The sequence below is a fragment of the Saccharolobus shibatae B12 genome, from assembly GCF_019175345.1.
GTDB lineage: Archaea > Thermoproteota > Thermoprotei_A > Sulfolobales > Sulfolobaceae > Saccharolobus > Saccharolobus shibatae.
Map to the genome: position 1 here is coordinate 2,607,643 of NZ_CP077717.1, position 13,483 is coordinate 2,621,125.

Below are 13,483 nucleotides of genomic sequence, written 5' to 3' on the forward strand. Positions count from 1 at the left end.
TGCAGAAGTTAATGTATATTGGTTATTTGGTCTAAAAAGCTCGAATATGACAAAAATCTATTTTTAACAACATTTTCAAAAATCGAAAGGGAATAATATTCACGTTATAGATAAAATATTATGGCAAGAAGTTCAAGATTTATACACTAGAATAGAAGAGAATGACAAAGCAACTGAGGTGTTTAAGGGTTTAACGTCTCATACGATGTAGATTCTTTCATCTAATACTTAATCTAAATTATATTATTAGAATGAAAATTAACCCTTTAACACAAAGGTGTTAAATCAAGCCTATTAATTTAACGTTTTTGACATCCGGTCGTCCGGGGTTCAAATCCCCGCGGCGGCTCTAATTAAATTAGGTCATCTACCTTAACTTTTCCCTAATTACAAAATTTTCAAAATTATAGATAATTACTCTTTGAGATTATTTCTGCAAAATGAATTTAGAGTCTACGGAGATTAGCAAAGTATATTATACTTTATGAGATTTTAAAGGACAAGGTCTTCTAAACGTATGAAAGGTTTCCGTGTAATTTGAAGGCTTATTGTTTCCCTTTAAACTGCGACCGACTATAATGGGTTTATATTCATCCGATATTTTGTTTTGATTATTTTTTAAAAAGTTTTCAAAGTCTCCTTAAACTGCAAGGATTTTCCTATAAATGCTATTTTGTTTTGAGTATCACCGACCTAGATTGTATTAAAAAAATTTTCATGAGTATCGAGAGTTAAAAAAGCTGTTCAAAACATTTATATCATAGGGGTGAAAACATTGGAAAGAGAAGTAAGTAAAGAATACATTATAAAAAAGTTTGAAACCGAAATAGCAATGCAACGAAGAAAATATATGATGTACTATACAACTAAACCACCTTCATACTACATGGTTTCTTGGTAATCTTGTAATATATTCTAAGATAGTGAGGGTGAAATAGTTGATAAATCGTAAACCTTTTTTATTGAATTAGAATTAACTTATAAATGTAGTCAGCAATGTTTTTATTGACATAATCCACCTAAAGATCTAAAATTTTATATAGCTGATAAAGCTCCAAAACCTAGATCTGTAATAGAAATGAATGAGCTAAACTTAAGTGAGTGGATATCAGTAATTAATCAAATTAAAAGGTTAGATGAAAAATACGAGGGAATCATGGATGTTGTGATAACTGGAGGAGAACCGTTGTTAAGAAGCGATTTAGAGGAAATCTTGTCATACATTACAAGACAAAAACTAAGGCACATGTTATTAAGTAGTGGAGAACCTATTTTCGATGACAGAATTACAAAATTGTTAGAAAGTGGTCTAGAAAAGATTAGAATTAACCTTACTTCACATAAATACGTCTTTAATATGCAATCCCCAATAATGCATATCAAGAACGAAGTAACTAAGAAGCTTAATATCGCAAAGAAATTTAAAGATTTTGGAGTAAAAGAAGTTGGAGGCAATATAGTCTTGACTAATTATTATTTGAACTTCCTAGAAGAAATTGCGAAACTTGCATATAAATCAAACTTAGATTGGATTGAAATTCATAGTGTTATAAAGGTAGGTCATGGTTATATAAACCAAAAGTTCATAGTACCAGATCCTAACGATGAAAGAACAATTCAAGAAAAATTAAAGAGACTCATAGAAATTTATGGGGAGAATTTTATACAAAATTATGTGGATACTGACATTTTATATTCTAGGATACCAATCCCTACAAATTGGGGGGAAGTAGGTTTAGTTATAGCTCCGAACGGTGACATTTATCCTGGTTCCGAGGCGACATCTATCCCATTATCAAAGCTAGGTAATATAAAAAACGACTCATTAGTTGAAATTTGGTTTAGCAATCCCTTGCTTAATAAAATAAGAAGTCTATCTTTCCTTAGAGAGCCTTGTAAGAGTTGTGAAGTTAAGAAGCTTTGTAGAGGTGGTTTTAGGTTTAATGCATATATATCTAAGAATGACCTATTTGCTCCAGACCCTTCATGTCAACTAGTTAAAGATTATATTGGAAAAAGTTAAAGAAGAGGTCTATTAGTTATGGGTCTGAGGCAAACACTAAAAGAGATCTATTACATTGTAGCAGATAAGATACTGCTCTATTTTTCATTATCTTTGGGGATTTCTACCTTCGCTTACTCAATGTTGACGTACTATTTTCCTATAGTTATGACTAACCTCGACATTACTACCTTCACAATTGGTATAATTTACAGTATAATCAGTTTCTTTTACGTAGTTTTTAATATTCCATTAGGTGCTATAGTTGATAAAATAGGTAGTAAGAATGCAGTCACTCTATCAGCACTAATGGCAGTACCTTTGTTTCTCTTGATGGGAACGCTTAATCCCTTACTTTTTATAATTTCTCTTGTAATTTTTGAATCTGTGGTAAGAATAGTTAATTCCTTAGGAGCGCATAGATTTATGCTAAATTATACGAATGCAGGGAAGGCCTTTGGGGTTTTCTCCCTCATAACCAGCATCTTAGCAGCTATAGGGATTATGTTAGGGGGCTACTTATTACAACACTCGGTCTCTACGCTACTTTTCGTAATAATAGCGGTTCTTTTCGGAATCAGCGGTATTATAAGGTTTCTTGAATTACCGAAAGACGAGAACAAGGCTGAAGTGAAAAGATCTCTAAGATTAGGCTTTAAATACCTTAAAGAAGACAAGAAATTGTTATTCTATTTGTTAGTTTCAATTCTTTCTTCCGGTTTAAGCCTAGAGACATATTACGTAACAATCTATTTCGTAAAAGACTTACTAATACCCTTAACATTAGTAGGTGTGTTATATTCATCATACGCATTAATAATGGCTTTCTTACCATTACTGTTCTCGGTTATTTTAAGTAAACGTAGTAATTTTAAGAGCTTATCAATCTTAATCCTCTCCAACTCCGTCATATTTTTCCTAGTTCCACTCTTTACTAATGTTTACATTTTATTCTTATTATTTTACGCTTGGACGGTAATTGTAGCTATGGAAAGTATAGTGGATTATAATGTCGCACAGAGCGTTACTGAGCCTGAAATCGGGGGGACTCAAGTTGCATTAATTAGTACTTTTGTGAGAATATTTACAGTATTTTATAATGCAATCGTGGGTTTGTTATTCCAAATAACGCCGTTATATTCATTTTATTTCACCGGTTTCCTAGGGATATTAGCAATATTTACTATAAAATTTGCAGAGTTTATCGGAGTTTTAAAATAATTTCTTCCAATTTACTTAGATAAATTCCGCATTATATTATCCTAGGGTGATTCAAGATTTCTTTACAAATTCATTTTATTTCGGTAGTATGAGATTGTAATAATTGATTATAAAATTAGTAATATTAATAGGGAATGAGCAGGAGGTTATACTATGGACAAACTTGAATCCACTATCGTGACGGGTAATCGTTAGAGGGATCTTTTCTCTCTTCACGACCCTACTCCTCCCCAATATACTTTCGCAAAACGCATTATTAAATCGGTATCGGTTAATGAGATCAAGAAATTAGCCCGTGAGCATGCTGATAGGATTAGTCCAAAGTATGCTAGGGGTAAAGAAGTTAAGAAAAAGTTTACTCTAAGTATCGCTTTCTTAAGGGTTTTTAGTTAGCTCTTGCAAAAAGTGAGGGAATCTAACAATAGAATTAATCCTACTGGAAGGAATAAAGAAAACTAATCTTCTAACGTGCTGATGAAACCTAACTTAGTGTCGTCATTGAGCTATTTATATTTCTATATATTAGAATAGGGCATACAAAACGTTATTTTGCACCTACTGTTTGTAGAGATTTTCCCTTGTTTAATAAATTTATATACTAATGACGACACTATGAAACCTAACAACATTTTTAATCCTATTTAGGGAGAATTTAGATATGCAGGGCGATTCACGTCTCCTTTGCGAATTCAGTTTATTTATTGAAAAGAAATGAATTTAATTGAACACTCTCCTATAGACTGGTAAGGATTCACGCTTAACAATTTCCTTTTTTAATGTATTTTTGCTATAATTACAATTCGCAATGGAAACCTGAATCGCCCGAAACACAGAGAAGATAGTATGGGTAAATATGCTTTGTGGGTAAATTCAATTTTTATCAAAGTCGCCGTGAAACTTACTTTTAAATCGACACTTGAGTTTGAATTTAAGAAAACTTAACGAGCTTAACATCTAAGAAAATTGAACTACTCCACAAATGTGTTAAATAAATAGCTTTAATTTAACGTTTTAAACATTCGATTATCTGAAGTACAAATCTCAGCGATAACATGAGATAAATTCAAACCATTCGTCCAAAAAACTTTAAATTTCACCCTTTACTTATTTTATGAGGACGTGCCGCGGTGGTTTAGCCCGGTCAAGCGCAGGCACCGAAAGAATGCGGGCCTTTCGAGCCCGTGACCCGGGTTCAAATCCCGGCCGCGGCACTAATTTTTAATTAAATTGAAAGAGAGGTGGGTTAGGTCGGAAACCATCTAGGAAAAAATGGAAACCATCTTAAACCCAGACTGGAAACTAATGATATGGCAATTTTAGATTTAGATAAACTCACAAATGAGCAGAAAATTCGACTATTTACATATGTAACTGAAGAAAAATGGATAACTTATGAGCAGTTAGGGATTTCTAAAGCTACGGGCTGGAGGTATAAGAAAGGGTTAAGGGAAATACCTAAAGAAGTAATAGAGAAAGTGCTGCAATTTTTGGCACCAGATGAGATTGCGAGAATAGTATACGGTAAGAAGATAGAGAAAGCGGACATAAACGACTTGTTAAAAGTAATAAACACTGCAGTAGAGGATCCCCAATTCCGTTCGTTGCTTTTTATGATGTTAAATAGGTTCTTAGGAGATTATGTTAGACAGAATACAAACAGTTACGTAGTCACTGAAGAGGACCTAAAACTATTTGAGAAAATATTAGAGCAAAAGAGCAAAGCAACTAGAGACGAAAGACTTAGACATATAAAATACGCCATGAGGGATTTAGGCTTTTCACTCTCACCTGAGTCCTTGAAAGAATACATATTAGAATTAATGACAGAAGAAGGACCCAACGTAGCGAGGCATAGGGCTAACACGCTTAAACTCTTTATCAAAGAAGTAGTAGCAAGTAGAAATCCCATTTTGGGACAGATACTTTATAATTCATTCAGAGTACCAAAGGTGGATTACAAATACTCCCCTCCTCCTCTTTCCTTAGAGATATTAAAGAATATATTTCAGTTGATAGGTCATTTAGGTGCAAAGACATTCTTTCTTATCCTTGCAGAGACTGGATTAAGAGTAGGGGAAGTCTATTCTCTTTCTGTAGAACAAGTAGATCTAGAGAATGGAATAATTAAATTAATGAAAAATAGTGCGACAAAGAGGGCTTACATTTCATTTCTACATAAGGAAACTACAGACTGGATTAGGAAGAACTATTTGCCTTTCAGAGAAGACTTCATTAATGAATATGAAAGAGCAGTACGGCAAATTGGAGGAGATGTAGAGAGGTGGAAGATGAAGTTCTTCCCGTTCCAGCTAGCCGATTTAAGAGAAGAAATTAAAGAAGGAATGAGAAAAGCGGGGAAAGAGTTCAGGTTATACGACTTACGCTCATTTTTCGCATCTTACATGGCTAAATCCGGAGTTTCTCCTTTCATAATTAATGTATTGCAGGGAAGAATAGCCCCGGGACAGTTTAAAATACTGCAGCAGCATTATTTCGTTATTTCAGATATAGAACTGAAGAAAATGTATGAAGAGAAAGCTCCAAGACTTCTGGATCAATCTTAAGGGTAAATATTCTATATCTTAAGCGTAATTTAAAATAAAGAATACATATGTTAACAATACATTAACAAAAGTTATCATCTGATAACACTTTGATAACGTATTGTTAACGTTAGGGGTTTTAGCATTCTCGAAATGAAGAATCAAAATATATATTCTTGTTAACTATATGATAACATGGTGATAACAATACCAGGTAAGCTTATTGCGTTTAGGGTCGATGAGGAAACTTATAAAAAACTTGAGAGTATGGGAAATCCTTCAAAGGCTGCAAAGAGAATTGTTATAGAATATTTCACTAAAGAAAAAGAAAGGGAAGACAAACTTTATGCTATTGAAAAGCAGTTAAATTTCGTTACAGCTGAACTAGAAAGGATCAGCAAAAGACAGGAACTGATTGAAGGCGTTCTTAGAAAGCGTGGGCTGTGGAGATAGAAATGCCTGAAGAAGACAAGTTGTTTAACAAGATTATGAACGAATGTAAAAACACGGGTCAGATTGTTTCAGTTTTCTATCATGACCGCTGGTTTAATATGATTAAAAGAGCAATCGAAAGTTTTCAAAAAGGAGAATGCAATAAGGATCTGCTAATATTAACTGGTCCAAGGAGAGTAGGTAAAACTACCATACTATCTAAACTGAATGACGAGTTTAAGAAGTATGCTTGTTATGTTAATATAGAAGATTCCTATATCAGAAAGTATATCAGTACCCATTCTCTTAAGGACCTTGTAGTATCTCTCCATGAGATAACTGGAAGAAATATCTTTATGCTGGATGAGATAACTTCTTTGGAACAGGACTGGTCCCGCGCTGTTAAAGAGTTATGGGATTATTTAGAGAAAAATAATCTGAAAATATTCATAATAATTACAGGCAGTGCAGGAATCCTAATTTCCAATAAATATAGTGACATAGCGGGAAGAAGTGAACACTGTAAAAGTGGAGAACACAAATTATCTAATCCATTAACAATTCTACCTAAGAAGTTTTCTGAGTTACTTCCACGAAAACTATACAAGTCTCCTTATTTTAAGTCTATTATACCTTTAAAGAAACAAGAACGACTTGAAATCTTAATCAAAATAGCTAGAGCAGAAAGAAGTGAAATAGAGTATGTAAACAGAATTCTCAAAGGAATCAACATAATAACACAAAAACAACAAAAAATATCATTATCAAAGTATATGAGAGCTGTTTTAGATGATTTTTTACTCAGAGGAGGATTTCCGCAACTATTACAAGCTCGGCTCTCTATAAATAATCCCCATAATGATGTTTATGGTATCGCAACTAATATTTTGGATAGCATACATAAAGATGCTATATTATTAAGCTTAAAGGATGTAGAAACCAAGAAGTTCTTACTAGCATACAAAAATACAGCTAAAATATCTGCGTTAATTGATATTACTAAACTAGAGAACGAATTAAAAAGGCTACTTAATACTACAAATAAGAAATCCGACCCGAATCTGATTTCAAAGCTAATAAGCTTTTTTGAGGACGCACATATACTCGTTAAAGCAGACCCGTTAATTGTAGACGAAGATACTAAATCTAATACTAACCTTAAGAAACTATTTTTGATAGATCCGGCACTCTTCTGGGCATTATATTACAATGACATAGATTTCAGCAGATATACGAAGGAGCTGGGCTATTCTACAACGATAGTAGGTTTTTTACTGGAACATACGGTATGCTCTCACTTGATTAGACTGGGGAGAAGTATTCAATTAGAGTTTTACAATGATGGTGAAACTGATATAGACTGTATCTTCGAACTGCATGGTAATAAAATATTTTTACAAGTGGAAAGGTCAGAAAATGAAGTCCAAAAAGACCTTGAAAGGACAGCAAATATAATCCAGAAAATAAAGGAAAAGGACAAAAGCGGTCTCAAAAATTACTACCCGATTTCCGTAGTATATGACTTAGACGAAATACGAGTTTATAATCTTCCAAATGGTCAAATAGGTGTTGCAATACCTACTCATTACTTTTTATCATTAATTTAATTTTCTAAGTTTGTTCACTCAGAAGAGCTTAGGTTAAAACTTCAGGTAACTTAACAATTATATCTACTTTCTTCTTTTCTTCCATTAACCTTCTCCATAAGCTTTCCATGTTCTTCTTAGGTAGGCTCAACATATAGATATCCCTTCCCGTCTTGTAGACGTTTCTTACACCTATGTTTATCTGCTTACCGTCAATAATCAGTATCACCTCCCATACTCTGGACCTCTCAATGTAAGGAGTAAATGATTTGGGGATGATAAGGGCGTAGATTCCTCCTTTTGTTTCATATTTGTGGATTGCAAGTCCTGGGATAAGCAGCTGATTAACTTCCAACTTAATCACCTTGTTAACTCCCCGGTTTCACGTAATTTTTCTAACACTTTTTTCAGAAATCCCTTCTGGGCATTATAGTCTCTTATCTGAATAGCGATTTCTATGGCTCTCATTAAGATATTATTTTGTTTCTGAAGCTTTTTGTTTTCATCTTTTAATGAAATGTTCTCTTCTCTTAATCTTTCGTTCTCTTTCTGAAGTTTTGCTATCTTATTCTGCAGCTTTGTTATAGTATCTATAGCTTTACTGTATCTAAGCTGCAATTCCTCATTCTCTTCAATAATTTCGTTGATTGTCATCTTTCTTCACCTAAGTACTATTCTAATCTTTTCACTGTCGAGCGGATAGATATACAGCCGTATCTTTTTCTTTAGTTCTAATGATAACTTTACTTCTGAAGCTCTAGTTTCAATCCTTAGTTTCTTCCAGTTTACATAGACGATGTGGTTCTGTAAGTAGATATAAATTTCCTTCATATAGGCGGCGTCTAGCGCATCCACGACTACTTTATAGTTTCCAGTGATCATCTGCCCGTATTTCACTCCTTCTTCTTTCAATACTTCGTATATTTTCTGTGCTTCTTCCAGCTCCATTACTCATCCCTCTTCAAAATCCCTAAATCTTCCAATGTCATCTGTCTTGCTTCTTTTTTCTTTGATTCCGAATACCTGGTCCATCTGTCAGCGTAAGGACAACTCAATCTATGAGGCCTCCAAGAATCCTTATCAAATACTCCTACTCCTTTTCTAGTCCTTGCGTAAACTATTTCAGCACCGCAATATTCGCATGTAGTCTCTTTAATTATGCTCTCTACCCAGTCCGGAACATCACTCATAGTTCTTGCACCCTCGTAATAGAATTTTTATAATTCTCTTCTATGGAATTTAACTTGTAAGCTTTTCCTCTTTTAGTATTGCATAATAAGTAGAACTTTATCGCTTCCCTAATGACCTCACTTCTTATTTTTCTATTGTTAATGCAGTATAGATCAAGTTTTACCAAAAGTTCTTCCTCAACTTTGAAAGTAATAACTCTCAATGTCATTCTTCCTCCCCTTCAATTTCTTCATCAATTTCATCCATCTTCTCTTTACTCTGTTTTGATCTGTTCTTTGCAGCCCTTTCTTCTGTGTCGATGTATTGTTTTGAAAGAAGTGCTATGACGAAGTCCAATCTGTCTTTCAGTAATGATGCTTCTGCGGCGGAAAGCTGGAAGAATGCTTTACTATTTTCCGATTGAATTGAGATGAGCAAACTACCTTCCTCAGAATAGCCCTTGTCGTTTATTGCAGCATCGTCAAACCCAAGCTCTAGAACTTTCACTTTTTTGTTTTTATCGAAGTGTGTTAGCCTTAAAGCCCTCTTCATTCTTCATCACACGCTGCTTTAATTAGTTCCATTATCTCTTGATAGTAGAAGTACGTTCTTGCGTTGTCGTTTGCTCTTATTGATTCTTCGAAACGCTGCATAAGTAATTGGACCCTCTCTGAAAGCTTAGGACCTTCGTTTTTCTTTTTGAAGATCATTTTCTCACCTTACCTTGTAATGTTTCTTTTAATTCGATCCGATGATACTTACTCAAATAGCGGATGACCTCGTCTAAATTGTCCTCGATTATATCGATTATGTCTTCATAACTTACCTCAGCTTCTGACGGCTCAAATTCGTATTCTAAATCGTCTGCATGTACTCTGCATTCATGCCACTCATCGTGTTCGCATTCGCATTCCACGTTGTTTTCAATATATTGTGATGGTATAGTTATTCTCATTGTTCGTCTACCTCTCTTTTTAGAGAATATAGGTGTGATTCTATTTTTTGAGCTAGGAATAGTGACTTCTCCAGTCTGCTTATTGCCTCATCATCTGCGTGTATAGTAAAGTCGATCTTCAGTGTTTTTACTAGCGATAGTAGTTCTCTGATGTTTTCATCGAGTTCTGTGAATAATTCGTGTAGTTCTGTTGCTTGTTCAGTCATTCTTCCTCATCCTCCTCTATTAACTTCTGTATCCTCTTCTTTCTCTCTTCTTCCAGGTACTCTGCAAGTCTATCTATGTTGAATTTTAGTTCTCCTATTTGCTCCCTAGCTGTAATTACTAATTCTAAAAGTTCGCTACTACTTTCGCCTTTCTCTATAATACTATCGATCTGTTTTAGTAAGGGTAGGATCAATTCGCCTAACTCAGTATAAGAAGGGCCTATTGTCTTCATTCTTTTTCACTCTCCTTATCGTTTCCTACTATTTCGTTGAGCTTTCCCAGTAGTTGTTTTACGTAGTCCTGGGCTATCTTGTAGACCTCTGCAGCCCTTTCGTCATCTTTGATCTCTAATTCTTCAGCAGTCTTTAATAGTTGAACGATTGTTTTAGCATATCCTAATAGTTCATTACTCATTCTTCATTCCCCTCTATTTTGCTTATGATTTGTAGTGCCTTCTGTGCCTTCTCTTTCACTCTTTCAATTATCCAGTGTTTTGCTTCCTCATCTACCGCTACTACTTGCAGAATTCTCTCATCTGCTGGGGCTTCGCCTTTTAGGAATTTGTATACAGCCGCTTTTGTTAACTTCTTTTCTTCCACTAAGCTCCAGAAATCAGCTTCAAATGCCTTTACAAACTCTACTTTATCTTCTCTATCTAGAATAGAAATTAAAAAAAGAAGATCTTCTTCACTTATATCCCCGTTAACTGGGGAGTTAACACGGATTTGAGTTTGGGTCATGGACATTTTTATTCACTTTTCAATAAGTGAAAAGAGTAAACTAATATTTAAAGTTTTCTTTAATCATTTTTCGTAAAGTGAAAAGAGACCTAAATATTTTAGAGAGTGGAGAGTGAAAATATTTATTTGCATTCTGCACTATACGTAAAATGTGGAGAGTAGAATGAATAGTGACTTAGAGGAGTTTCTAAGCACACCGTTAAAGCTCTTATTAATAATAGCTAAATACGGAGATAATGGTATCGCTCAATACGACTTAATATATAATACTAGAATGAGCTCTGGAACCGTGCTTAAGCATACAAAATTATTAGCAGAAAAGGGATTAATTCAGATAATAGAGACAAAAACAGAGGTAGGAAGTAAAAAAAAGATATTTAAAATTACAGAAAAAGGCAAGAAAGTTGTTGAAGAACTTAACAAATTAATGAATGAAATAGGCGTTGTTGAAGTTACTTAGTGTTTTTAATAAGAATCTCTCGACTCTTAACGAAAAATGAAAAGAGAAAACTTTTAAAGTATGTAAACTCTTAACACTTATTGAAAAGAGTATGGAATCAACATTCCTGAACAAAGGAGGAATACTATTGATCATACTGTATAAAAAAGGAGGTATAGCATTCGAAAGTGAACTTATAAATATCACAAAATTCTCTCCAGGGACAATACAGTCGTGGAAGGAGAGACTAAAGGAGAAAGGATACATTGAGGTAACTAAGGACAAAAATAAAGTGTATATAAAATTGACAAAAAAAGGTAAGGAAATCGCTGAGAGACTAATTACGTTAGAAACTAGGATTGAAACAATAGTTGAGGAAAAATGAGGTCCTTCTTTTTCATTATTTTTATCATTATAGTTCTCTTCTTCATTCTTCTTCAACTAGAATTCTTAACAAAGAGAGCGGTAAACTGGGGAGTTTACCGTGATGAAAGGCCCAGGTGATACTGATGATAGGTATCGGTAAAAGCCCTCTTGCAAATTTTGTCATAAAGTATTGTAATGAATATATAGGTAAGGTTCTGTACCCCTACCCGCTCTTCTTTGACGACAAGAAGCTGTTACTAAGCAGCAAAACCGGTTATATTCTCTACTTAAAGAAGTTGGTGAAATTACGTAATTATATTAAAGTAGCACTATGGCCAGATTATATACCCTACAAAGCTGCAGCAAAGATAGTTGACCTGGACCTATTACAAAACATAGTATTCGTAGTTCCAGTACATTCTCTAAGCGATATCGAAATAGGAGAAGAGCTACAAGACCATGGGTTTAACATCTTCTTCGGTTACGCTTCTGATAAGAAATATAGGAATTATGAGCTTATTGACTTCTTAAAAGCTGCTAAGGGAGAAAAATGGTACTTGGGTGTAAGCACTAGGAAGGAATTGAAAGAAACTATACTGTATAACTTTAATGGGTTAGACGTTACTGGTTTTCTATTCGGTAGAAATGAAGATAGGAAGGATTCTAGGATATTGAAAAAGAACCTAGAGGAGTTACTGAGAACTGTAAGTAAGTCCCAGGGTAGGCAAACAACACTTTACGAATTTAGCAAACTGGGGGGTTAGCTATGAAGGAGAGTAACACTGTAAGAATCGTGAAGCTTCTGGAGTTCGGTCCTAAGTCTGCTGGAGAAATAGCTTCAGCTCTTAACATTCAATCCAAAGAAGTCTACCCGCGTGTTAAGAGGTTAATAAAATGGGGGTTTGTAAAGGCCGAAGGAATAGGTAACCTGAGGATATACAGACTTACCGATAAGTATTATCAGTTTAAGGAATATGTAAGGAGATACAACCTATCCGACGTTATTTCGAAACTGGAGAGCGAATTAGGACGGAAGCTCACAAACGACGAAATATACGCATTGGTCTGGCTCAGGGTGAGACTATGGAGACAATAACACCGCTATTTAGGTCAGAAAAGACTTTGGGCATTTTTGAGCTGTTAGCGGACCTTAGGTTCCACACTGCTGCAGAAATAGCAGCATATACAGGAATAGAGGACTCCAGGGAAGTTTACCCCAGGTTGAAACGCTGGGCCTCTCTCATAGATATTAGGAAAGTAGGAGTTAGGAAGAACATTTACAAGTTAAAGGACAGGGTAGTAGATGCAGTAAAGAAAGGCCTAAAGATATCTACAAAGGCCGAGAAGGTCCTAAAGAAGGCTGAGAAAGTGATGAAGAAGACTATGGGCAGGGAACTAACAGATGAGGAGAGAGCAGTACTGGAGTTCCTTATTAATTATTATAAGGAAACTGGGAAGAAGTGGTATGAAGGAAAAGTGGAACCTGTGGTGCAAACAATTGCCAGGGTAAAAGGACTTGACCCTACTGACGTTGTAAGTGCTATATTATCTCTCTATCAGGCTGGACTGGTAGCACTTTGGCCTAGCTCAGATAGGCCTAGAAAACTCGCAATAACTAAAACCCTTCTTGCGTGAAAACTCAACTATTAGTTAATTCTATGAAACGTATTTTTCATTTTTGTAATAAATATTCAAACATACGTTAACTGGGGAGTTTATTTTCAAAAAATCCTTATGAAACTTTGTAAAATTATTTCAGTTAACTCCCCAGTTTACTGAGTAAAAATTCAAACTTCTTTATAAAGAGATATAGTATATATAA

Annotated in this window: 22 protein-coding genes and 1 tRNA gene; 11 read left to right on the forward strand and 12 right to left on the reverse strand. The window is 34.6% G+C overall.

Annotated features, from left to right (window positions below):
* Nucleotides 1–1,078 precede the first annotated feature (1,078 nt).
* The 6 genes from J5U23_RS13885 (at nucleotide 1,079) to J5U23_RS13910 (ending at nucleotide 7,805) form a co-directional block, all read left to right on the forward strand.
* Complete coding sequence (locus tag J5U23_RS13885) at nucleotides 1,079–2,023, forward strand: radical SAM/SPASM domain-containing protein (protein ID WP_244988801.1); 945 nt, start codon at nucleotides 1,079–1,081, stop codon at nucleotides 2,021–2,023.
* Between the two features lie 18 nt (nucleotides 2,024–2,041).
* A complete protein-coding gene (locus tag J5U23_RS13890; protein ID WP_218266446.1) occupies nucleotides 2,042–3,223 on the forward strand; it encodes an MFS transporter in 1,182 nt (393 codons plus the stop codon).
* A 1,121-nt stretch (nucleotides 3,224–4,344) separates the two neighbouring features.
* Nucleotides 4,345–4,434, forward strand: a tRNA-Glu gene (locus tag J5U23_RS13895).
* Between the two features lie 96 nt (nucleotides 4,435–4,530).
* Nucleotides 4,531–5,787, forward strand: coding sequence for a tyrosine-type recombinase/integrase (locus tag J5U23_RS13900; RefSeq protein WP_218265746.1), 1,257 nt, complete (start codon nucleotides 4,531–4,533; stop codon nucleotides 5,785–5,787).
* Nucleotides 5,788–5,961: 174 nt separating this feature from the next.
* A complete protein-coding gene (locus tag J5U23_RS13905) occupies nucleotides 5,962–6,219 on the forward strand; it encodes a hypothetical protein (RefSeq protein WP_218265747.1) in 258 nt (85 codons plus the stop codon).
* A gap of 2 nt (nucleotides 6,220–6,221) precedes the next feature.
* Nucleotides 6,222–7,805, forward strand: a complete 1,584-nt coding sequence (locus J5U23_RS13910; protein WP_218265748.1) for an AAA family ATPase — start codon at nucleotides 6,222–6,224, stop codon at nucleotides 7,803–7,805.
* Between the two features lie 28 nt (nucleotides 7,806–7,833).
* Here J5U23_RS13910 and J5U23_RS13915 read toward each other — a convergent pair whose 3' ends face one another.
* The 12 genes from J5U23_RS13915 to J5U23_RS13970 are packed head-to-tail and all read right to left on the reverse strand — an operon-like array spanning nucleotide 7,834 to nucleotide 10,862.
* Entirely contained in the window at nucleotides 7,834–8,148 is a 315-nt protein-coding gene (locus J5U23_RS13915) for a hypothetical protein (RefSeq protein WP_244988742.1), read from the reverse strand.
* The gene (gene zapB, locus J5U23_RS13920) at nucleotides 8,145–8,438 is read right to left on the reverse strand and encodes a cell division protein ZapB (RefSeq protein WP_218265750.1); all 294 of its coding nucleotides are present in this window, start codon (nucleotides 8,436–8,438) and stop codon (nucleotides 8,145–8,147) included. Before zapB ends, J5U23_RS13915 begins: the two co-directional genes overlap by 4 nt.
* Nucleotides 8,439–8,444: 6 nt before the next feature.
* Nucleotides 8,445–8,732 (reverse strand): hypothetical protein, encoded by a 288-nt coding sequence (locus J5U23_RS13925; RefSeq protein WP_218265751.1) that lies wholly within the window; start codon nucleotides 8,730–8,732, stop codon nucleotides 8,445–8,447.
* Complete coding sequence (locus J5U23_RS13930; RefSeq protein WP_218265752.1) at nucleotides 8,732–8,974, reverse strand: hypothetical protein; 243 nt, start codon at nucleotides 8,972–8,974, stop codon at nucleotides 8,732–8,734. Before J5U23_RS13930 ends, J5U23_RS13925 begins: the two co-directional genes overlap by 1 nt.
* The gene (locus J5U23_RS13935) at nucleotides 8,971–9,183 is read right to left on the reverse strand and encodes a ribbon-helix-helix protein, CopG family (RefSeq protein WP_218265753.1); all 213 of its coding nucleotides are present in this window, start codon (nucleotides 9,181–9,183) and stop codon (nucleotides 8,971–8,973) included. Before J5U23_RS13935 ends, J5U23_RS13930 begins: the two co-directional genes overlap by 4 nt.
* On the reverse strand, nucleotides 9,180–9,506 hold the full coding sequence (locus tag J5U23_RS13940) for a hypothetical protein (protein ID WP_218265754.1): 327 nt from the start codon (nucleotides 9,504–9,506) through the stop codon (nucleotides 9,180–9,182). Before J5U23_RS13940 ends, J5U23_RS13935 begins: the two co-directional genes overlap by 4 nt.
* Entirely contained in the window at nucleotides 9,503–9,664 is a 162-nt protein-coding gene (locus J5U23_RS13945; RefSeq protein WP_218260355.1) for a hypothetical protein, read from the reverse strand. The genes J5U23_RS13940 and J5U23_RS13945 overlap by 4 nt, the downstream gene beginning before the upstream one ends.
* A complete protein-coding gene (locus J5U23_RS13950) occupies nucleotides 9,661–9,870 on the reverse strand; it encodes a hypothetical protein (protein WP_218260356.1) in 210 nt (69 codons plus the stop codon). The genes J5U23_RS13945 and J5U23_RS13950 overlap by 4 nt, the downstream gene beginning before the upstream one ends.
* Before the next feature lie 35 nt (nucleotides 9,871–9,905).
* Complete coding sequence (locus J5U23_RS13955) at nucleotides 9,906–10,115, reverse strand: protein D-63 (protein ID WP_218260357.1); 210 nt, start codon at nucleotides 10,113–10,115, stop codon at nucleotides 9,906–9,908.
* Entirely contained in the window at nucleotides 10,112–10,348 is a 237-nt protein-coding gene (locus J5U23_RS13960) for a hypothetical protein (RefSeq protein ID WP_218265755.1), read from the reverse strand. The genes J5U23_RS13955 and J5U23_RS13960 overlap by 4 nt, the downstream gene beginning before the upstream one ends.
* Nucleotides 10,345–10,530 (reverse strand): hypothetical protein, encoded by a 186-nt coding sequence (locus J5U23_RS13965; protein ID WP_218265756.1) that lies wholly within the window; start codon nucleotides 10,528–10,530, stop codon nucleotides 10,345–10,347. The genes J5U23_RS13960 and J5U23_RS13965 overlap by 4 nt, the downstream gene beginning before the upstream one ends.
* Nucleotides 10,527–10,862 carry a hypothetical protein gene (locus tag J5U23_RS13970; protein WP_218265757.1) on the reverse strand — a complete coding sequence of 112 codons (336 nt, stop codon included), beginning with the start codon at nucleotides 10,860–10,862 and terminating at the stop codon, nucleotides 10,527–10,529. The genes J5U23_RS13965 and J5U23_RS13970 overlap by 4 nt, the downstream gene beginning before the upstream one ends.
* A 157-nt stretch (nucleotides 10,863–11,019) precedes the next feature.
* On the opposite strand from J5U23_RS13970, the gene J5U23_RS13975 reads away from it, so the two are divergent.
* The 5 genes from J5U23_RS13975 to J5U23_RS13995 all read left to right on the forward strand — a co-directional run bounded on the left by J5U23_RS13975 (nucleotide 11,020) and on the right by J5U23_RS13995 (nucleotide 13,296).
* Complete coding sequence (locus tag J5U23_RS13975) at nucleotides 11,020–11,316, forward strand: helix-turn-helix transcriptional regulator (RefSeq protein WP_244988743.1); 297 nt, start codon at nucleotides 11,020–11,022, stop codon at nucleotides 11,314–11,316.
* 91 nt (nucleotides 11,317–11,407) lie between these two features.
* Nucleotides 11,408–11,680 carry a helix-turn-helix domain-containing protein gene (locus J5U23_RS13980; protein WP_218265759.1) on the forward strand — a complete coding sequence of 91 codons (273 nt, stop codon included), beginning with the start codon at nucleotides 11,408–11,410 and terminating at the stop codon, nucleotides 11,678–11,680.
* Nucleotides 11,681–11,801: 121 nt separating this feature from the next.
* Complete coding sequence (locus tag J5U23_RS13985; protein ID WP_218265772.1) at nucleotides 11,802–12,425, forward strand: hypothetical protein; 624 nt, start codon at nucleotides 11,802–11,804, stop codon at nucleotides 12,423–12,425.
* Between the two features lie 2 nt (nucleotides 12,426–12,427).
* On the forward strand, nucleotides 12,428–12,757 hold the full coding sequence (locus J5U23_RS13990; protein WP_218265760.1) for a winged helix-turn-helix domain-containing protein: 330 nt from the start codon (nucleotides 12,428–12,430) through the stop codon (nucleotides 12,755–12,757).
* Entirely contained in the window at nucleotides 12,745–13,296 is a 552-nt protein-coding gene (locus J5U23_RS13995) for a helix-turn-helix domain-containing protein (RefSeq protein WP_218265761.1), read from the forward strand. Before J5U23_RS13990 ends, J5U23_RS13995 begins: the two co-directional genes overlap by 13 nt.
* The last annotated feature ends 187 nt before the right edge of the window (nucleotides 13,297–13,483 follow it).